This window comes from Bacillus sp. MMSF_3353 (genome assembly GCF_030733445.1).
GTDB classification, from domain to species: Bacteria; Bacillota; Bacilli; order Bacillales; family Bacillaceae_G; genus Bacillus_A; species Bacillus_A wiedmannii.
Genome location: NZ_JASHJA010000001.1, coordinates 617,549 through 638,600, shown reverse-complemented (window position 1 = coordinate 638,600; position 21,052 = coordinate 617,549). Strand labels below are relative to the sequence as shown.

The 21,052-nt window shown below is 34.0% G+C and carries 20 protein-coding genes and 1 riboswitch; of the genes, 10 read left to right on the top strand and 10 right to left on the bottom strand.

Features of this window, described 5'->3' with window-relative positions:
- Positions 1-158: 158 nt before the first annotated feature.
- The gene (gene fadH, locus RBB48_RS03470; protein WP_000660912.1) at positions 159-923 is read right to left on the bottom strand and encodes a 2,4-dienoyl-CoA reductase; all 765 of its coding nucleotides are present in this window, start codon (positions 921-923) and stop codon (positions 159-161) included.
- A 244-nt stretch (positions 924-1,167) separates the two neighbouring features.
- Between fadH and RBB48_RS03465 the strand changes: the two genes are divergently transcribed.
- Both RBB48_RS03465 and RBB48_RS03460 read left to right on the top strand, forming a co-directional pair.
- Positions 1,168-2,025: a metallophosphoesterase gene (locus RBB48_RS03465; RefSeq protein WP_048546146.1), complete on the top strand. Its 858-nt coding sequence runs from the start codon at positions 1,168-1,170 to the stop codon at positions 2,023-2,025.
- 97 nt (positions 2,026-2,122) lie between these two features.
- The gene (locus RBB48_RS03460; RefSeq protein ID WP_000283744.1) at positions 2,123-2,359 is read left to right on the top strand and encodes a hypothetical protein; all 237 of its coding nucleotides are present in this window, start codon (positions 2,123-2,125) and stop codon (positions 2,357-2,359) included.
- Between the two features lie 169 nt (positions 2,360-2,528).
- On the opposite strand, the gene RBB48_RS03455 is transcribed toward RBB48_RS03460, so the two are convergent.
- Together RBB48_RS03455 and ppx are read right to left on the bottom strand one after the other, a co-directional pair.
- On the bottom strand, positions 2,529-4,637 hold the full coding sequence (locus RBB48_RS03455) for a polyphosphate kinase (protein WP_088064322.1): 2,109 nt from the start codon (positions 4,635-4,637) through the stop codon (positions 2,529-2,531).
- Positions 4,638-4,744: 107 nt separating this feature from the next.
- The gene (ppx, locus tag RBB48_RS03450; RefSeq protein WP_046956440.1) at positions 4,745-6,283 is read right to left on the bottom strand and encodes an exopolyphosphatase; all 1,539 of its coding nucleotides are present in this window, start codon (positions 6,281-6,283) and stop codon (positions 4,745-4,747) included.
- A gap of 177 nt (positions 6,284-6,460) precedes the next feature.
- Between ppx and RBB48_RS03445 the strand changes: the two genes are divergently transcribed.
- Positions 6,461-6,919 (top strand): YkyB family protein, encoded by a 459-nt coding sequence (locus tag RBB48_RS03445; RefSeq protein WP_000804864.1) that lies wholly within the window; start codon positions 6,461-6,463, stop codon positions 6,917-6,919.
- Positions 6,920-6,950: 31 nt separating this feature from the next.
- On the opposite strand, the gene RBB48_RS03440 is transcribed toward RBB48_RS03445, so the two are convergent.
- Positions 6,951-7,613: a YkyA family protein gene (locus RBB48_RS03440; RefSeq protein WP_088064323.1), complete on the bottom strand. Its 663-nt coding sequence runs from the start codon at positions 7,611-7,613 to the stop codon at positions 6,951-6,953.
- 659 nt (positions 7,614-8,272) lie between these two features.
- Complete coding sequence (locus RBB48_RS03435; protein ID WP_087985096.1) at positions 8,273-8,914, bottom strand: diguanylate cyclase domain-containing protein; 642 nt, start codon at positions 8,912-8,914, stop codon at positions 8,273-8,275.
- Between the two features lie 163 nt (positions 8,915-9,077).
- On the opposite strand from RBB48_RS03435, the gene RBB48_RS03430 reads away from it, so the two are divergent.
- The gene (locus RBB48_RS03430; protein ID WP_000939452.1) at positions 9,078-9,311 is read left to right on the top strand and encodes an SPP1 phage holin family protein; all 234 of its coding nucleotides are present in this window, start codon (positions 9,078-9,080) and stop codon (positions 9,309-9,311) included.
- Between the two features lie 31 nt (positions 9,312-9,342).
- Here RBB48_RS03430 and RBB48_RS03425 read toward each other — a convergent pair whose 3' ends face one another.
- Positions 9,343-9,843 carry a hypothetical protein gene (locus RBB48_RS03425; RefSeq protein ID WP_088064324.1) on the bottom strand — a complete coding sequence of 167 codons (501 nt, stop codon included), beginning with the start codon at positions 9,841-9,843 and terminating at the stop codon, positions 9,343-9,345.
- Positions 9,844-10,268: 425 nt separating this feature from the next.
- Here RBB48_RS03425 and RBB48_RS03420 point away from each other — a divergent pair, with 425 nt between their 5' ends.
- The gene (locus RBB48_RS03420) at positions 10,269-11,810 is read left to right on the top strand and encodes an MDR family MFS transporter (protein WP_088064325.1); all 1,542 of its coding nucleotides are present in this window, start codon (positions 10,269-10,271) and stop codon (positions 11,808-11,810) included.
- Positions 11,811-11,901: 91 nt separating this feature from the next.
- On the top strand, positions 11,902-12,459 hold the full coding sequence (locus tag RBB48_RS03415; RefSeq protein WP_060488391.1) for a PadR family transcriptional regulator: 558 nt from the start codon (positions 11,902-11,904) through the stop codon (positions 12,457-12,459).
- Between the two features lie 190 nt (positions 12,460-12,649).
- Here RBB48_RS03415 and RBB48_RS03410 read toward each other — a convergent pair whose 3' ends face one another.
- Complete coding sequence (locus RBB48_RS03410; RefSeq protein ID WP_046957439.1) at positions 12,650-13,081, bottom strand: NUDIX hydrolase; 432 nt, start codon at positions 13,079-13,081, stop codon at positions 12,650-12,652.
- A gap of 354 nt (positions 13,082-13,435) precedes the next feature.
- A riboswitch (cobalamin riboswitch) is annotated at positions 13,436-13,623 on the top strand.
- A gap of 128 nt (positions 13,624-13,751) precedes the next feature.
- Here RBB48_RS03410 and metE point away from each other — a divergent pair.
- Complete coding sequence (gene metE / locus RBB48_RS03405; RefSeq protein ID WP_088064326.1) at positions 13,752-16,040, top strand: 5-methyltetrahydropteroyltriglutamate--homocysteine S-methyltransferase; 2,289 nt, start codon at positions 13,752-13,754, stop codon at positions 16,038-16,040.
- Positions 16,041-16,077: 37 nt separating this feature from the next.
- On the opposite strand, the gene comJ is transcribed toward metE, so the two are convergent.
- Together comJ and nucA are read right to left on the bottom strand one after the other, a co-directional pair.
- Positions 16,078-16,467 (bottom strand): competence protein ComJ, encoded by a 390-nt coding sequence (gene comJ / locus RBB48_RS03400; RefSeq protein ID WP_048546163.1) that lies wholly within the window; start codon positions 16,465-16,467, stop codon positions 16,078-16,080.
- Positions 16,468-16,503: 36 nt separating this feature from the next.
- A complete protein-coding gene (gene nucA, locus RBB48_RS03395) occupies positions 16,504-16,938 on the bottom strand; it encodes a DNA-entry nuclease (protein ID WP_000811502.1) in 435 nt (144 codons plus the stop codon).
- 236 nt (positions 16,939-17,174) lie between these two features.
- Between nucA and RBB48_RS03390 the strand changes: the two genes are divergently transcribed.
- Positions 17,175-17,924, top strand: a complete 750-nt coding sequence (locus RBB48_RS03390; protein WP_000387495.1) for a DUF3967 domain-containing protein — start codon at positions 17,175-17,177, stop codon at positions 17,922-17,924.
- A 52-nt stretch (positions 17,925-17,976) separates the two neighbouring features.
- Here the strand turns inward: RBB48_RS03390 and kinB are convergent, their stop codons facing one another.
- Positions 17,977-19,251 carry a sporulation sensor histidine kinase KinB gene (gene kinB, locus RBB48_RS03385; RefSeq protein ID WP_000420378.1) on the bottom strand — a complete coding sequence of 425 codons (1,275 nt, stop codon included), beginning with the start codon at positions 19,249-19,251 and terminating at the stop codon, positions 17,977-17,979.
- A 309-nt stretch (positions 19,252-19,560) separates the two neighbouring features.
- Here kinB and RBB48_RS03380 point away from each other — a divergent pair, with 309 nt between their 5' ends.
- Together RBB48_RS03380 and RBB48_RS03375 are read left to right on the top strand one after the other, a co-directional pair.
- Positions 19,561-19,761, top strand: a complete 201-nt coding sequence (locus tag RBB48_RS03380; protein ID WP_000929285.1) for a hypothetical protein — start codon at positions 19,561-19,563, stop codon at positions 19,759-19,761.
- Positions 19,762-19,884: 123 nt separating this feature from the next.
- On the top strand, positions 19,885-21,048 hold the full coding sequence (locus RBB48_RS03375) for an aminotransferase A (protein ID WP_000434595.1): 1,164 nt from the start codon (positions 19,885-19,887) through the stop codon (positions 21,046-21,048).
- The last annotated feature ends 4 nt before the right edge of the window (positions 21,049-21,052 follow it).

The window sequence follows — 21,052 nt, the reverse complement described above, 5'->3', positions numbered from 1 at the left end:
AAAATGCTAAGGGGAATTAGCAATTCTACTATGAAGAAAAAAGAGGTCTTAAATATAACGTATATATGACCTCTTGTAAACACTTTTCTTTCACATGTCACAATTCCGTCACATTTAACCGTGAGAATATGAATCAAACATTCATTTTCTTATCCCTTTTAAAATGGATATTGATGTAAATGTTGTCCTCCATCCATTGTCATGCAAGTTCCATTTATGTACGCAGCTTCATCTGAACATAAATAATAAGCTAGACCTGCAATTTCTTCTGGCGTGCCCAGTCTTCCAAGCGGAACACTTTGTATCGTACGCTTAGCCATTTCTTCTGAAATCCATAATTTATCAGCACCGCCCGTACGTTCAATTGGTCCTGGCGCGATAGCATTAACTCGTATTCCATATTTACGGCCCCACTCAACAGCGAGTGTCTTCGTCATTGCTAATACTCCAGCCTTCGCAGCAGCCGAATGAATAACTCCCGGACCTGCATCCCATGCATATGTTGCTACCATGTTAATGATATTCCCTTTTATGCCTTTTTCAATCCAATATTTTCCGACAGCATGGCTGCAGTAAAATGTACCGTTTAATACAATATTAATGACTGAATTCCAGCCATTCACGGATAAATCTTCTGCTGGACAAATAAAGTTTCCAGCTGCATTGTTTATTAAAACATCAATTCGACCAAACTTCTCATCAATCTCTTCAATCATTTTCTGAATGTCATCAGTATTTCTTACATCCATTTGTACGGGTAATACTTGCCCCGGAAATTGTTCAATTTCCAACTTTGTTTCCTCTAGTTTTTCCTTTGTACGTCCTGTAATAACAACTCGTGCCCCTTCTTTTGCAAAACGGGTCGCCATTCCTTTTCCCATTCCGCTCGATCCACCTGTTATAATAACTACCTTTTCTTTCACATACATCCCCTCCCAAAAATGAATACACATTCATTTTATCATTTTATTTAATAGAAATCTTTATATTTTTAAACTTTTCTGATATTTTAACGTAAAGAGGTTTCTTTTTATTCGTTTTTTTCGTAATCTATACTACTTTTTTATTATTTAAAATATATTTTAAATAAACTGAAAGGAGATTTGAGTAACCTATAAATGTAACGAAAACATGTGATATAAGTTAAATAGGTATACTCATATTTTTATGAAGAAAATTACAAGAAGAGATTTTTTTAAAGCTGGAATGCGCACTTGTCTATATTCATTTATAACCACTAGCATCGGATACTATTACGCTAAATATATTGAGCCTCATTTACTCTCTTTTACAGAGCATACACTTAAATCACAACTCATACCCAAAAGTTTTCATGGTATGAAGATTCTTCAATTTAGCGATTTACATCTCGGATACTATTTCTCTCTCCAACATTTATCTCAAATCGTTTCTAAAATTAATGCTGTAAAACCTGACATTGTTCTTTTCACTGGTGATCTCATTGATAATTATCAAACATATACTGACACTCCTTTCGTTCCATCTATTTTAAAAAATATACAAGCACCCTTCGGTAAATTTTCTATTTATGGTAACCATGATCACGGCGGATATGGAACGGAATACTACGAGCACATCATGCGTGAATCTGGATTTGAACTACTACTAAATAGCGAAAAGAGAATTCGTCTACTGGATAATAGTGAAATTTCAATTTTCGGTCTTGATGATATACTACTAGGCAAACCCAAAATAGAGAAAACACTACAGCACGCGAGGCAAAACACTTATAACATTGTTCTTGTTCACGAGCCAGATATTGCACCACAAATCGCTAAATATCCAGTTAACTTACAACTTTCTGGTCATAGCCATGGCGGACAAGTACAAATTCCCTTTTTAGGTGCTATTATTACCCCATCACTTGCTAAAAACTATGTTGAAGGTTTCTATACGATTCAAGATTTAGCTCTCTATGTCAATCGAGGTCTTGGCAGAACACGCGTCCCATTCCGATTTATGGCAAAACCTGAAATTACAATTTTTACGCTCCAACATTCGTAATAATTCGCCTATTTTCTTACATATCCTTTCTTGTACGCGCTCATCCACGTTTCATTTACCATATGATAAAAATGAGTCCAATAAAGGAGGTTTGTTCATGTATCCATATTATCAACCAATCCCAGTCCGTTCAGCACCTATTGGTCCAGTAGGCGACTCACGCTTCTTTCCGTTTTTTGGTGTTCCATTTCTAGCTGGGATTGCTGGTGGACTGCTCGGTGGAGCATTAGCTTTCGGTCCTAGACCGTATTACCCACCATATCCACCACCTTTCCCACCGCCAACACCTTATCCTTGTTATGGCGGACCTTGTCAACAACCATTCTATTATTAATGTACTCCAACAATTCTACCAATGTTATTCCCTCTCTTAACTGATCCATTAACATGCTTACAATAAAAACTATTCTCTCTACGCATCCTTCTATTTAGAGAATGTATAATAAGTAGAGAACAAAGTAAAAAAACCTCTTAAAAAAAGAGGTTTTTTTACTTTGTTCTCATTATTCAGCATCCGTGTTTTGATACGCCATCTTAAACAACTTCACTTGGCTATCAATTTCTTCTGTACTACTATTAATAACATAGTAGTACTCACCAGATTTATTCTGTTCACGTGTTTTCACATTATCAGCTAATATAAGTTGTAAAATCGCCTTAATTCTCGCCTTCATTTCAATATCTAATATCGGGAAAGATATTTCTACTCTCTTCTCCATATTCCGCGTCATCCAGTCAGCTGAAGATAAGTATATTTTCTCTTCTCCATTATGATGGAAATAATAAATTCGGCTATGTTCTAAATATCTCCCGACAACACTAACTACCCGAATATTTTCACTTACATTTGGAATACCAGGCCTTAAACAACAAGTTCCTCGAACGATGAGCTCTACCTTTACTCCAGCTTGTGATGCTTCATACATTTTTTTGATTAATGGTTTATCTGTTAATGAATTCATCTTAGCGATAATATATCCATTTCCATATTGCCTATGATAACGGATTTCTTCATCTATTAAATCCATAAATTGCTCTCTTATATCAAATGGTGCAACCGATAAATGATGAAAATGTGGCTTGGTTGTATAACCACTCAAATAATTAAAGAAATTTGTTGCATCGACCCCAAAGTCTTTTCGTGATGTAATATACCCAAAATCAGTATATAACTTTGCTGTTGCGTCATTATAATTTCCAGTCCCGAGATGTACGAACCTTTCGATTTTTCCGTTTTTTCTTCTTACAACTAGCGTAATTTTACTATGTGTTTTCAAATGACTTACACCGTAAATAACGTGACAGCCTGCCTTTTCTAATTCTTTAGCCCAATGCACATTATTTTCTTCATCAAATCTTGCCTTCAATTCAACTAATACCGTAACTTGCTTCCCTTTTTCAGCTGCTACCTTTAGCGCCTGAATAATCGGTGAATCCCCACTTACTCGATATAATGTTTGTTTGATTGCAAGTACATTCGGATCGTCTGCCGCATCACGGACAAAATCAACTACTGGCTGAAATGATTCAAAAGGATGATGTAATAAAATATCATGCTCAATTGCTTTTTCGAATACATCTTCCGCATCCCCCAAGTCTTGAGGCCGTTGCGGAATAAGAGCCGGATATACTAGATGTTCATATAAAGGAGCTAGTTTTTTATATAAAGAAAATAGACATGTTAAATCTAATGGTCCATCCATTATATACACATCTTCATCTTTTACTTCCAACACCTCATATAATAATGCTAATACTCTTTCATCAATATGCTCTTTGCCAACTTCTAAACGTACAGCAGCTCCCCACTTACGCTTTTTTAATTCTTTTTCAATTACCTTTAATAAATCCCTCGCACCTTCTTCATGAATCGTTAAATCCGCATTGCGTGTAATACGGAAACGAGTAACAGACGATACTTTATATCCTGTAAATAATTTATGAGTAAAACCACTAATTACATCTTCTAATAAAATAAATTTATGCTTTTGCCCCTCACTCGGTAAAAATATGAAACGTTCAAGTAATGAAGGAACTTGTACAATTCCTAACTTCGTGCGGTTTTCTTCCTCCACTTGTTTCTCATCATATAAAAGAGTAGCTAAATTCAAACTTTTATTTAATAACATCGGAAATGGACGATATGCATCAATAGCTACAGGTGTTAAGACTGGAAAAATCTGCTCATCAAAATACTCTTCTATAAATTCCCTCTGTTCTTTCGTCAAATCGTGGAATGTTAAACGTTCAATCCCCTCTAACTCCAGCGCTGGCAACACATAATTTTTAAACGTATCATATTGTACAGTCATTAATTCATGGGCCTTTATCGCAATTTTATTTAATTGCTTTTTTGGTGTTAAGCCAGCCTTATTTTCTGGTTGGTTAAACCCAGCACTCACTTGATCCTTCAATCCTGCTACGCGTACCATAAAGAATTCATCTAAATTGGAACCGAAAATGCTAATAAACTTTAACCTTTCCAAGAGCGGATTTGTTTCATCCTGCGCTTCTTGTAGTACACGTTCATTAAATGCTAACCAACTTAATTCTCGATTATTGTAATAAGCTGTATCATTTAAATTCACTATATTCCCCATCAACATTTCCATCCTCTTCACACTTCCCCTGAAACTTTTTTACTATAATTTAGTTACTTTTATTTTAGCAAATTACAATATTCCAAGGTGTTAATTTTTTGTAAAGACATCCGTACAACTTAACGTTTTGATTCGAAGGATAAATTAATAGTCGTTTTCAACACTCTTTCCAGCTGCTTTTTTTGTTTTTCAGCTTGCACTTTTTCCGCTAATGCCGATTGCTCACATACAATTTTAAATGTTAATCCTTCTTTACTTTCTGTTATAGATATCGATTCAACAAGCGATCTTTGTCTTATATTCAGAGCTGCTGAAAACTGTAAAACAGCCCCTAATAGGCGGATTTTTTTTTGTTCATTTTTATCAAACCATCCTTCAAATGGGGACAAATGTTGTTTGAATAACATTTTTGATTTATAAGACGCAATAAGCGCTAATCTAACTCGCTCTTTATGCATCATCCCATCAATTGTTTTATTCGCTAATAAATAAAACGTATGTAAGCGGCTCGCTTCTTCGTCTATATATTTACCTATATTAAATACTTTCGCTGCTTGATGGAATACTTCCCAGTCTTTTACTGACATAGAAATCAGCCCTGTTTCTTCAAGTTGTTGACAAATGAGTCTTCCATGTTTAATAAGCTGCATTACAAATTCCATATCCATTTCATATTCATGTGATAATAAATACAAACTTTCTTCGACTACGTTCGGATAATATGAAATCCCCAAATCTTTTGTCAACTCTTCATAGAAAACACCTTCTCGTAACCCTTTTCTACTTAACACAAATGCTGGTGCCTCTATAACATTAACAAGCGTATGAAAAACTTCGACTGCTGGAATAATTGTATCTGCTCGATCTTTTGCCAATCCTTCCAATTTTTGAAGTTCTATGAACGACAATGCTTCCAATTCTTCTTTCACATTTTTAATATCTTCTTCTTTCATTTTATATAAATGTACCCCTGCTATAGGATAACAAATTAAATTTTGATGGATTTTCACTAAGTTCCTCGCACTACCACCAATTGCAATAAGAGGCAATTTCTTATCAATTAACCATGGTAATGTTCGAAATTGATATTCTAAGTACGTTTGAATCTTTTCCAACTCGTCTTCAGTAGGTATATCCTCTTTAATAAATTGTTGCTTTAAAGAAAGTGCTCCAAAGGGAAAGCTATGGTACTCTAGAATCTCTCTATTTCGAAAATATGTAACTTCTGTACTTCCTCCACCAATATCTACTGTAATTCCTTCAGAGAACGAAGTTGAATTCATAACCGCTAAATAGCCGTAACGTGCTTCTTCATATTCTGATAAGACTCTAAGAGTAAAGTCTGTTTGTCCTTCAACCAGTTTTTTAATTGCCTCTTGATTCTCAGCCTGTCTAATTGTTGCTGTTGCAACACAAAGTACATGATGCAACTGGTGGAATCGTGTACTTTCTTGAAATTGAAATAACGTTTGTAACAATACCTCTATTCCTTCTTCATTTAACACACCATCAATTAAGTAATTCCTTAGCCGAGCAACCACTTTCGTATTTTCAATCTCCTTATAAAAACCTCCGTTTTGCTTTTCATAAATAACTAAACGCATTGTATTAGATCCAATATCTATAATGGCATATTGCTGTTTTAATATTTCTTTCAAACTTCTCACTCTTTCATTATCAAATTTCTAAAACACGTTCTATTACTATTATACAAAATAGTTGTTTTTTGTAACAATATTGCTTTAATATTGAAAATATATACAATCACTTTTTGCATATAATAAAAACCTCTTTTATTTATGTTATAATAATGAAAAATTGAAAGGAGATTCAATATGAAGCCTTCACAACCACAATCTCAATTACAAAACCAACATTCTATTAATCGACTAGCTCAATCTATTTTCGTTGTGAATCGTCATGCTAAAGCTGCAACTAATCCGAAGTATTTATACTGGTTAAAAAAGACGGCTTTAGAACGCTTAATTGCTGAGAAAAAAGCTATTAAAGAAGGATTACATTTTTCTAGAAATCCACGTTTTAGCCAACAACAATCTGATGTTCTTATACGTTTAGGTGATTATTTTTTCCATATTCCTCCTACCAAAGAAGATTTTCGAATCCTACCACATCTTGGTCATCTTGAATCCTCCTATCGAAATCCGAAAACAACCTTATCTTTAACAGTAGCAAAAAAAACACTTCAAGATTATATTGGTCCTGAAGCATTGAAACAAGAAAAAAAATTAAGTGAACCTGTTCCATGGTATAGTCGTACTTATACAAAAAAATAAAACAGTTTGGCCAATTGTAGGCCAAACTGTTTTATTTTTTCTCTTCTTTAATTTTAATATTTGCTTGTTTATAAAAAGCTATTTTTTCTGTATTATAAGATTTCGTAAATTCATTAAACTTGTCTTTTTCTGATTCAATATCCTTATAAGATTGATTTACTACTTTTACCTTTTCACTAATATCTTTTAATTTTGTACCTTTATCTTGTAACATTGTATATAATTCTTTTTCTTGTTTTAACGATTTATTATAGCTATCATACATCTTGTTAAATGAATCTTGTCGTTTCTCATATGCGCTTTTCACTTTACCTGCTTGATCTTTCAATTTCTTATCTTCAATTTTCTTCACATATTTATCTACTGATTTCACTTCTTCTTGTGCCTTATTTAAAGATTCTTTTTCTTTTTTTAGCACTTTTTCTCGTTCATCTGTATTTTTCACTGCTTGGTTCAGTTTTTCCTTAACAGTTTGATTATTATCTTTTCCTTCTTGAACAATCTGGTTATATAATTCTTGTCCTTCTTTCTCTAAAGTTTCAAGTTTCTTTGCATCTTCAAACATTGTTTTTTCTTGCTTTGCAGCATTTTCAAACGCAACATATAATTCCTCTTCTGGTTTCGGCCCGAAACAACCAGCTAATAAAGTCATTGATAATGCAGTTACAATTGCTAATTTACTATACTTCAACATCTTTTTCCTCCTACTTATATACGATCATCGTGTAAAAAGCTATGAAAATTATATACCCTTCTATAAACTCCACACTCGCACCTTTTTTACGAAAATCATTGATATTATTTATTATACTTGTCAAATTGTATTACTTGAAATTACATTTTGCGTCTTTGAACTCAATAGCAGTTTCGTATCCATCTTTACATATACTTTTACTTGGTACTTTTTAAAACTTGTTCATACTATGTATTACATAAAAGTACAACGGAATTCATCACAGCCATAATAATTTGAAGAACAACAGTAATAATTCACCTGATAAAAGATGTTCGTTGTTCTCTCACGTCTATCATTCTATCATTCCCTTTCCGCTTTCTATCAAATAATTTCTTTGTTCATTTTACACAGTTTAAATGCTAACTTGCAACAACTTACAATTATTCTTGTCATTCCCTAAAAAGGAAAAGTGTAGAGCATGCTTCCCTCTACACTTTTAAAATGAAACACATTGTGCAAAATGCATTGACACATCCATCATAATTATATGCTTATTCCATATATTTTTAAAGACTTTTATTACAATAAAAGTTCTTTTTGTAATAAAAGTCAAAAAAATGTTACATTAAAAACTTCTTCATATCATATTTCTTTAAATCAAAGTTTCACTCATTTTCTTACAAATCCCTATGCTGGTACAATTGATTTTGTGCCTTTCTTAACAATTCTTCAAAAGTTTTTCCTCCTATTGGATAACTAGCAGCTCCAAATAATAGCGTCATACTTAACAAACCATTTTCTATTTCACTTTCAATATTTTTCATTAATCGATTTGTTATTGTCGACTTTTCATGTCCGTTATCAATCGCCACAATAACATACTTATTTTCATCCCACCTAGTAACGACATCTCCTTTACGAATTGTCTTTACAATCGTACTCTCCAATTTTTGTACTAACACCTCCAATTTTTTTTCTTGCACTGTTTCTTTTAGTTCTTTCCATTCTTTCACAGAAAGAATGTACACTGTAATATTATGAGAATCCCGTTCTGATAAAGCAGCTACTTTCTCAAAGAAATCAACTACAAAATCATTACTTGCCATTCCCCCTACTTCCGTATCCATACGCCCACTCGCTCTTTTATCATACCAATGTCCAAAATAATAGCTGAGTATCATTTGCAATATATAAATAATAAAGACGGTATAAAATGATCGCGAATCCAGTTTTGTAATTACATCCTGAAGCGCAATCCATTCTGTAACTGCCACTGTATTCCCAAGTAATAACCCACTAATTTTCCCTTTATGTTTCATACTTCCCCTCCTTTCTATACCAATATATGTTTCTATAACAATTATGTTTTTCTACAAAATAAAAAATGTACATATTGAGTGTACATTTCCGCTTAAGCTTGTCTACCATTTCTATTCTATTTCATATATATACTATATATCGTTTTAGAAAGAGGTGACTTATATGCTACAAAAAGAGAATCTATCAGATATTATACGTTTACTAGCAGGTTTTCTATTATCATTAAAATTACTGTTTAATTCTTTCGGAGTGAACTTTATTACAAACGATCAAATTGATGCTATTGTAAATGTTGCTTCCTTTCTTTTCATTTTATATTTTGGTTATAAAAATAATTATGTAGGAAAAAAAGGAATCGAGCAAAAAAAAGTACTCAAAAAACACAATCTTCATTAAAAAAGGAACCTTTCTTACAGGTTCCTTTTTATCATTGCCGCACAACAACTTCATTTGTTTGCAGTGGACCATATGATACTCCTTTATATTGAAATGTATATGTAGCCTGAAATAATGCGTTTTTAAGTGCTTTATCTTTATTTGCTTTTATTTTACAAATTAGTTCTACCTTCTCATTCGGTAATAAATTATCAATCCGCCACCTTACAAGCTGGAACAGGAACTCACTCATCCCCTTATCAGCCTTTAATGAGTTTGGAATATAGGCAAAATAATCTCGAATCATATGACTTACTACAACTCGTGAAATCATTTCCATTCCTTTATTTTCAACTTCAATTCGAATAATAAGTATGTCATTTACATCATAGGTCAGTTCATATGCAAATTTTTCTTTATACATACTACGGATTTGCAATGTAACTGCTACATTAGGACATTCGTTTTCTTTTTTTGAGCCATCAATCCATAACACCGGTTGTAGCGGCATTGAACGCCTACCTTGATCTGAAATTCGTTTCCAGATTTTCATAATAATATTCACCCCATTTCAGATGCATCATATCCATACGACCTTATTCTGCCTCTCCACACAATATTAATAAAGCTTGTTACAAACGATATATAGTTATTACTCTTTCTTTTATCCTATTCGACAATATAAAGAAAAAACCATTTTTCCTCTGTTAACAGAAGGTATTCTTACTGAAATATTTTTTTACAATTTCCTTCATTGACTTTAAACCAATACTAAGTATTGCTCACTCTTTCTCTGTCCATACAACAGAATATTTTGGCGGAAGAAAAAGTTTGCCTTTTAGTCAAATTTGACTATAATATTCTTTATGGCTTTGTCAGTGCACTTATGTAAATTAATTTTAAAAACTATATTTCAAATTTTTATGCGCTGCACTCAAAACTTCATATAGTTTACTTATTATTAAAGGAGGGTTATATTTGGAATCTCAATTATCAAAAAAAGACTCTAACAATACAAAATTTGTTGTTGCAGGTTTATTACTTGGTATTTTAATGGCGGCAATGGATAATACAATCGTTGCAACAGCAATGGCAACGATTGTTGGAGACCTAGGAGGATTTGACAAGTTTGTTTGGGTCACGTCTGCATATATGGTAGCAACAATGGCAGGGATGCCTATCTTCGGAAAACTTTCTGATATGTACGGACGGAAACGCTTTTATATTGGTGGTCTCATTCTTTTCTTATTCGGTTCTGCACTTTGCGGGACAGCATCTAGTATTGAGCAACTAAGTATTTATAGAGCAATTCAAGGGATCGGTGGCGGTGCTCTTATGCCTATCGCCTTCACGATTATGTACGATATATTCCCACCAGAAAAGCGAGGAAAAATGACAGGGCTATTTGGTGCGGTTTTCGGGACATCTAGTGTATTTGGCCCTTTATTAGGTGCTTATATTACAGACTATATAAGTTGGCATTGGGTCTTCTATATTAATATTCCATTAGGAATTATCTCCTTCTTCTTCATTACTAAATACTACAGTGAATCTCTAGAATTTAGAAAACAAAAAATTGATTGGGCTGGCGCTATTACACTTGTTATTAGTATCGTTTGCTTAATGTTCGCCTTAGAACTTGGTGGTAAAGAATACGCATGGAATTCCACTGTAATTATCGGTTTATTTACAACAGTTGTTATTATGCTTATTATTTTCTTCTTCGTAGAACGAAAAGCAACTGAGCCTATCATTTCTTTCCATCTATTTAAAAAACCTTTATTCGCAGCTAGCCAAGGCGTTGCCTTTTTCTATGGTGCCGCTTTTATTATCTGTACAGTTTATATCCCAATCTTCGTTCAAGGCGTTCTCGGTGGTTCAGCCTCCAATGCTGGATTAATTTTAACACCTATGATGGTTGGCTCTGTAATTGGAAGTCAAACAGGTGGACAGTTAGCTTCTCGAACAAGCTATCGTAACATCATGATGGTATCTGGCATTTTCTTCGTAATTGGTATTTATTTACTAAGCACTTTAACAATGGATACACCTCGTCTACTTGTAACGCTATTTATGGTTCTCACTGGACTTGGAGTTGGTTTCTCGTTCTCAGTTTTAAGTATGTCTTCTATCCACAAGTTAGAAATGCGAGACCGTGGTTCTGCTACATCAACAAACTCATTCTTCCGTTCACTCGGTATGACTCTTGGTGTAACGATTTTTGGTACAATTCAAAACCATATTTTTACTACTAAATTAAACACTGTGTTCCCTCCAGAACTAGCTAAATTAGCTCCAAAAGGCGGAGACACAAGTTTCTTATTATCACAAGGTGCTACCGAGAAGATTCCAGCTGAAATATTAACTGGTATTAAAGATGCTCTCGCTACCTCTATTGCCAGTACATTCTTCTGGGCACTGATCCCGGCTGTACTAAGTGTTATTTGTATTTTACTTATGGGAAATGAACGCCTCTTTACAGGTCCAAAAACGAAACAAAAACAAAAGCAAGTAAGTTAATATAGAGAAAAGAAACGGCATATCCCTTTATGAAAACGGATATGCCGTTTATACTATGTATAAAGTTTTTATTTATAGGAGTTGAGACAGCATGAGCATGAAACTAGTCATTCTCGGCTTGCTACTCGAAGGGGATAAACATCCATATGAAGTGCAGCACATCATGAAAGAACGACAAATGGATTGTTATATTAAATATGCAAAAGGATCACTTTACTACGCCTTCGAGCAATTAGAAAAGCAGGGTGCAATTCGTATTACCACGATTGTTCGGGATACGAATAGACCCGATAAAACAATCTTTCATATAACAGAAGAAGGTAAACGGTTATTTCACACGTTACTATTAAAACAATTCGAGGCAAAAAATCAAATATATAAACCAATTTATTCAGCACTCTCTTTCGCTCATTTTGGTGATGATCAAGAGTTAATTCCTATTTTAGAAAAAAAGAAAAATGATACCGTTCAATATTTACATAAAATGCAAACTATATATGATTGTAGTAAAGGACAAATTCCACGTGCACAACTATATATTTTACAAAGCGTTATTGAACATATTACAGTTGAATTGCAATGGTTAAACACCCTCCTTACAGATGCAGTTGCAGGGCGACTGTCGGAAATTGATATAGATACAAATTAAACTTATAAAGAAGAAACTGTAAAAAGACAATAAAGTTATTTCTTTTTACACCCTAAAACAAGCATAGCCCCGTTCTAATTTAGGACGGGGATGCTTGTTTTATTTTCGCTATAAGATACTTATTTCACTGCACTCAAAAATATAACAAAGATTTATTTATCACCGGCATCCCATAATAGAAGATTATTTCTTAAAATTCTATATAAAAAGGTTGTTGATTTTCATCCAAACTGTATTCAATTCTTTGTCTGAAATTCATAAAATTCACCATCTCTAACGCCTGCTCAATAGGATAGAACCCTACTTCCAAACTTTCTGGTGTAGTCGTTAGTTTACCTCCAACTGGTCTAGCTAAAAACAACGTATTACATATTGAATGGTTCACATTTTGGAATACTCCACAAAATTTTAAAACTTCAATATCAACACCTGTCTCCTCTTTAGTCTCCCTTATTGCAGCATCCTTCAAAGACTCTCCTTCTTCAACTTGTCCACCTGGCATTTCCCATCCTCTTCTAGGTCCCTTAATTAATAAGATTTCTTTTTGTTCATTAATTACAATTGTCGCTGCTGAAACTATATGTTTTGGTGGTGAATAAATATTTTGTGTACTTTGTTCCAATTGAAATTCCCCATTTCTATAAACTTAGTATATGTATCTTTATACAGAAACCTTTTTCTTTCTTGTGATAACTTACTATTTCAAAATGAACCATTCAATCCCCTTCCTTATTCCAGAATATGGATTAATTTTCAAGTAACATAACTAGCATCTTAGCTCTGTACAAGTACATACTTCTTTGTATGTTTAATCGTACTTACTTTCAATTCCTCTTACTTTTCTTCGCCTTATAAAAACCAGAATAATCCGAATAATAAAAATAAAAAACTTTAGAATTTTCTTATTTTAAAACAGTAGACAAAATTCCAAAAATTGTGTTAGAATTTGTTTCAATATCATATCGCTTGTTAACTTCCTTTCAAAAGGAAAATAGGTACACGAAAATTTTGTTTCGTGTTTAAAAGGGAAGCTTGGTGAAACTCCAACACGGTCCCGCCACTGTAAATGCTGAGATTTCTTTTCTATGCCACTGTGAAAACGGGAAGGTAAAAGAGATTATATGAAGCATAAGTCAGGAGACCTGCCTGTTTTAACAACACTGATAGATTCACGGATGATGATGAGGTGTTAAAACAAAAAGGAAGGCTTATTTTCTATGCCTTTATGCTTTTTGTTATAGGTATTTCCTAGTAAACGGAAATGCTTACTTTCAATTAGGGAGGAATTTAAAATGGCAATTCAAACAAGTAACTTAGGTTATCCACGTATCGGACTACAACGAGAGTGGAAAAAGACATTGGAAGCTTTTTGGTCCAATAAAATCGATGAAGAACAATTTTTAACAAAGATGAAAACAATTCGCCTTCAACACGTAAAAGTACAGCAAGAAAAAGGGATTGAACTCATTCCAATTGGCGACTTTACATATTATGATCACGTTTTGGATACTGCTTATATGCTAGGATTTATCCCATCACGTTTTTCTGAGTTTACATCTTACCTTGATGTATATTTCGCAATGGCGCGTGGCTCTAAAGATCACGTAGCTTCTGAAATGACAAAATGGTTTAACACAAACTATCATTATATCGTTCCTGAATATGAAGAGGGATTACAAATCTCTTTAAAAGATAATCGTCCACTTCGCTTATACGAAGAGGCAAAACAAGAATTAGGAGTAGATGGAAAACCTGTTATTTTAGGACCATATACTTTCTTAAAATTAGCTAAAGGCTACACACAAGAGCAATTTGCTACGATTTTAAAACAGTTAGTTGCACCTTACGTACAACTGATTTCAGAACTACATGCAGCTGGTGCACAAGTCATTCAAGTTGATGAACCGATTTTTGCTTCTTTAACGAAAGAAGAAGTTCAACAAGCAAAAGAAATTTATGAAGCTATTCGTAAAGAAGTTCCAAATGCGAATCTTCTTTTACAAACATATTTTGATAGTGTAGAAGAAAACTATGAAGAAATTATTACATTCCCTGTATCCGGTATTGGATTAGATTTCGTTCATGGTAAAGAAGGTAATCTAAATGCTATTTCAAAATATGGATTCCCAGCTGATAAAACTTTAGCTGTCGGTTGTATAGATGGCCGTAACATTTGGAGAGCTGACCTTGATGAAGTTCTTACGTTATTTACAACGTTACAAAAACAAGTCCAAACGAAAGATTTCATCGTTCAGCCTTCTTGTAGCTTATTGCATACGCCAATTGATAAAACAGAAGAAACTCACTTATCAACTGAGCTATTCGATGCGTTAGCATTTGCAAATCAAAAATTAGAAGAGTTAGTTCTTATTCATTCCGCTCTTACTCAAGGTACAGAAAGCATTAGTAATGAGCTGGAAACATACCGAAATGTACATCATACAATTCGTTCATCTGCTGCACGTAACCGAGAAGATGTTAAAGCAGCACGAACAGCACTAAAAGAAGAAGATTTTTCACGTCCTCTTCCATTTGAAAAACGATACGAATTACAACAAGTTGCCCTGGAGTTACCGTTATTACCAACAACGACTATTGGTAGCTTCCCGCAAACAACTGAAGTTCGTCAAACTCGAAAAGAATGGCGTAACGGTGTTATTTCAAATGAACAATATGAACAATTTATTGAAAAAGAGACAGAAAAATGGATTCGTTACCAAGAAGAAATTGGTCTTGATGTTCTTGTACATGGTGAATTCGAAAGAACTGACATGGTCGAATATTTTGGTGAGCGCCTTGCTGGTTTCTCATTCACTAAAAACGGTTGGGTACAATCATACGGTTCTCGCTGCGTAAAACCACCTGTTATTTATGGCGATGTTGCCTTTATTAACGGAATGACTATTAAGGAAACAGTTTATGCACAAAGCTTAACAGAGAAAGTTGTAAAAGGAATGTTAACTGGACCTGTTACGATTTTAAATTGGTCCTTCGTTCGAAATGACATTCCAAGAAAAGAAGTTTCGTATCAAATTGCATTAGCTCTTCGTCACGAAATTGAACTACTTGAATCTTCCGGAATTCGAGTAATCCAAGTCGATGAGCCAGCACTTCGTGAAGGAATGCCACTAAAAGAAAAAGATTGGGATGCTTATATTACATGGGCAGTACAATCCTTCCTTTTAGCAACTTCTTCTGTAGCAAATGAAACACAAATTCATACGCATATGTGTTACAGTAACTTCGAAGATATTGTTGATGCGATTCGCGCATTAGATGCAGATGTGATTTCTATCGAAACATCAAGAAGTCACGGTGAATTTATTGACACATTAAAACATACAACATACGAAAAAGGCATCGGTCTAGGTGTATATGATATTCATAGCCCACGTGTACCGAGTAAAGATGAAATGTATAAAATCGTAGAACAATCTTTAGAAGTATGTGATCCTAAATATTTCTGGATTAATCCTGATTGTGGTTTAAAAACGAGAAGAACGGAAGAAGTTATCCCGGCTTTAGAACACATGGTGCAAGCAGCAAAAGATGCTCGTTCCCTGCTAAAAACAAACGCATAACAAAAATGGGTTATCCTTTTTGAGGATAACCCATTTTTTATTCTTTACTTTCAAAAAAGAATTCGTATTGTATTTTATATAATTCATCATCCGTTGGTTCTTCAAGAGGAGTTGCCTGTAATACAACCGTATACTCACCATTCGGAATAGGGATTTGGAATTTATTCGAAAGAATACTTGTTACAACGATACATTCATTTTTAACTGTAAAAGGAACTGTAACCGTTCTAATCACCTCTTCTTTCTCAATATGTTTCCCAGGGGTCACTTTTACTTCACAAGTATAATCAGAGAGTGCTTCAAAAATAACAGTTCCATCCACCTTCGCATAACCTCTTTCAAAATCTTCATCCGTCCAGTCTACGTAAGGCTGATCACCGTCATAGTTCATCAACATTAATTGCGAATAAGAAATTGTTAACTCCATCGTTCCCCTTCTCCTTCATTATGAAATATGCAACTACTACTTTACGTCAAATTTCACACGCGTACCATCTGGGTATTTATCTAACTTATTTCCTACCCAAGACCCTGCTCCGCGGTTATCTGCTGGACTTATATATTCAATATGTGCCCCTTTTCCGCCTTCTTTACACATCGCCATTGGCCATTCATCACGATCATACCCTTTTTTTGATGGGTATGGAGCTAACGATAATTTTCTTCTATCCGCAGCACCACCACGGTCGATTGTACAAACTTCTGAATGTCCTTCTTTTATAGCATCCGTAATATGTTTCCCTGTCTCTGGATATCGCTCTTTCGGAAATTCTAGAACTTGATCATATGCATTCGTTTTTTTGATACTTGTTTCCTCTGGAACAAGTACTTCATAAACCGCTACTACAATAGAAAGAATTGCAATAATTGAAATGATAATACCTTTTAATTGCTTCATGTATACCTCCATGCTTCTACCAGTTTCTTTTCCTCAGTTATTATAACAAACTTCTCCTGTATATGTTTTCAGACATTATTTTAGCTCTTCTTCGCCATTCCGCCAAAAACTCTCATTTTTCTTCATCTTTTCACTAATGCTGTAGAAAACTAATAACCTTCCGACATTCTTTTTTAAAGGAAGTCCTCATAAAAGATTGAAATGATATATACGATACTTTTTGGGGAGGAAATAACATGGAAGCTATCTATAAAACGAAAGATGTCACGAATAAAACAGGCATCCCAAAACATATAGTCCGTAAATATAGCCAACTGTTAGAGGAACATGGTTATATCATTTCAAAAACAGCTGATGCTCGTATTTATAAACTGGATGATTTAAAACTATTGAAATCTATACATGAAAGAGCTGCTAAACTGCAAGAAGATATTTCAGAAACGATACCTATTATTTTAAAAGAAAAAGAGGCCCCGCCTGTACCCGCTATACAAGATAAGCAAGAAATACAAACGAAAGAAAAAGAAGATGGGCGTAACTTTGAGGAGTTCATGTTAAAACTTGAAATGCTCGCTCAATTAAATGAAGCAATTATTCATCAAAATTCTACCCTTATTACCCAAAATCGTTTAAAAGATGAAAAGCTAGATGAATTGATGCAACAAGTTTATGTAAAAGAAGGCTCTCAAGAAAAAATGCTACAAGAGTTAGTAGATCATGCCGCTCAAACAGATGCCCTGCAAAAAGAAAAGATGGACTTATTAATGAATCATATGTATAAACGAGAATCCAAGCAAGAGGAAAAAATGAATAAACTCGTAAATCAAATTTATAATAAAGACAGCAACCGGGATGCACAACTTATGCAAGTGATTCGCGAAATTCAAGAAACAAAAAGATTAGTCGCAGCTTCGAAAGAACAAAGTTTTTTTCAATCATTTAGAAGTTTATTTAGCCGATCAAAACAAGAAAAAACATCTGAATAAAATAATATTTTTTTCCTATATAAAATAAAAAGTTACCTTCCATCGGTAACTTTTATTCCTTATTTCTTACAGCTGGCAATATAATAATCGCTTCAGTTCCTTTCCCACTTTCGCTTTTATATTCCAGCGTACCATTATGCGCTTGTAAAATACTAAATGTTACCATAAGTCCTAATCCTGTCCCTTTTTCTTTTAAAGAATAATACGGTTGTCCCAGTCTTACTAACTGTTCTTTCGTCATTCCAACACCACTATCTTTAACTCTTATTACTATCGTTTCATCTTTTTGCATAGCCGTTACTTTTAAATATCCTTTATTTCCTTGGATTGCTTCAATACCATTTTTAACAACATTCATAATAGCTTGCTTCAATTTCGTCTTATCACCGATCGTATAAAGACTTTCAGAAATCTCAACTTGCAAATATACACCTTGCATCGCTGCAAATGATGACATAAGAGTTGTCATTTCAATTAATTGAGCGGATAAGCAAATGTGTTCTTTTTTCTCAATTTGCGGCCTTGCTAAATTCAAATAATCTGAAATAATTTGTTCTGCCCGATCCAATTCGGCTAATACGAGACGCATATAATCCTTATTCTTCACATCTTCCGTACTTTCTAACAATTGAATAAAACCACGAACAACAGTGAGCGGATTTCGAACCTCATGTGCAACACTTGCTGCCAACTCACTTACAATATTAAGCTTTTCTGACTTTTGCATCTCTGTACGTAATATTGCATTTTCGTTTAAATATTCTGTTAAGTACACTTGAAATACCATAGTCATAACCATAATAAGCGAAGCAAATATATATCCGCTATATAAGTGTGAAATGTGTGGTGTAAACCCCGTTTCTAACAGAACGTTAATCATACCAATCACTAAAGAAACAAGTACGTACAATGATGAAATCATAAATGCTAAAATTAGCTTCTTATCCCTTGAAAATAGAGACCATTTCTTTGATAAAAATAATGGAACTATCAATAGAAATATTACTTCTATGACCGGAAGAAGGCTCATTCCCTTTAGCGCCCATTCATATGCAACAAAAATAACGGCCGGGATTAAACCAACAATCCCACCATATAAAAAACCACTAACAATCGGGATTGGGTGAAAATTATACCCACAAATGTCACCAAAACAAATAGAGTATGTCATGGAGAGAATGAGTGTAATGCTGGATAAAAACATAATAAAGTAGCGGTTCGGCTTCGGAGGCATTTCTTGATAACGATTTAAACGAATCGCTTCATATAAAAATAGTGGCAAAATAATGATGGCAATTTGGATCATTAAATCACGGATCAGCTCCATAGCCTCTCATCCCCTATATGTATTTTGATATGATTATATCATTTTACGGGTTTATTTGTTTTAAAATTTTGATTTTTCTTAACATATTTGTTAATTCTTTGTTAACAGCACATAATAATTGTTACAGATTTTCGAAATGAATGTAAACCCTGTACCAAATTTCTGCCTGACAGTATACAATGAATACGGATTACAAAGAAAATAAAAAATACTTCATGAGACGGACAACTATAGCAAAATACAGCATATAATCCATACTATCTATGTTTACAAATAAGTGATCATTATTTTAGTAGGAGGAAGATAAATATGGCGGGTACTACGCTTGTTTTAAAAGAAGAAAATTTGGTCGTTCTAGAAAATGTTGAAAAATCAGTATATGAAGAGTTACAGCATAAAACCGGAGAAGAAAATTGCACATGTGCTGTGAATGAATCAGTTGTTCACCTTGGCAAAGTATCCTCTGTACTTTGGAATGAAGATGAAATAGATTGGGAGTACGGATATTAAAAAGTCGCTTACAGCGGCTTTTTTTCTATTATCCCTCTCTTTCTACATAACATATACGCAAGCGAAATCATAGAAAATATGTTAAAATGAACTTAATTTTCAAACGGAAGAAAGGGAGATACAATGGAACAATTCATTAATCCTAGAGTGAAAGACATCCAAATTTCTGGAATCCGTCAATTCTCTAACATGATTCAAAACTATGATAATCTTATCTCTTTAACAATTGGACAACCCGATTTCCCTACGCCTTCTCTCGTAAAAGAAGCGGCAAAACGGGCTATTACAGAAAATTATACAAGCTATACACATAACGCTGGTTTACTAGAATTACGCAAGGCAGCTTGTAACTTTGTAAAAGATAACTACGATTTACAGTATTCACCTGAAAACGAAACCATCGTTACAATCGGTGCTAGTGAAGCAATTGATATTGCATTCCGAACGATTTTAGAGCCAGGAACAGAAGTTATTTTACCTGCCCCTATTTATCCAGGATACGAACCAATTATTCGATTATGCGGTGCTACACCTATTTTTATCGATGTTCGTGAAACTGGCTTCCGTTTAACAGCCGAAGCGCTAGAAAATGCTATTACAGAAAAAACAAGATGCGTTGTACTGCCATATCCTTCTAATCCAACTGGTGTAACTTTATCAAAAGAAGAATTACAGGATATTGTAACTGTTTTAAAAGATAAAAATATTTTCGTCCTTTCTGATGAAATTTATAGCGAACTTGTATATGAACAAAAGCATACATCTATCGCTCATTTCCCAGAAATGCGTGAAAAGACTATCGTCATTAACGGTTTATCAAAATCTCATTCTATGACTGGCTGGCGTATCGGTCTATTATTCGCACCAAGCTATTTAGCAGGACATATACTAAAAGTTCATCAATACAACGTAACGTGTGCTACTTCAATCGCTCAATATGCTGCAATTGAAGCATTAACAGCTGCTAAAGATGCACCAAAAATGATGCGTCATCAATACAAGAAACGCCGCGATTATGTATATAATCGACTCATTCAAATGGGCTTAACAGTTGAAAAGCCAACAGGTGCATTTTACTTATTCCCATATGTTGGTCATTTAACATCTTCATCATTTGATTTTGCACTTGACCTTGTCAAAGAAGCTGGACTAGCTGTCGTTCCTGGAACTGCATTTTCTGAATATGGTGAAGGCTATCTTCGCTTGTCCTATGCGTATAGTATTGAAACTTTAAAAGAAGGCTGTGATCGATTAGAGGCCTTTCTACAACAAAAAGCTAAGAGTTAAACTC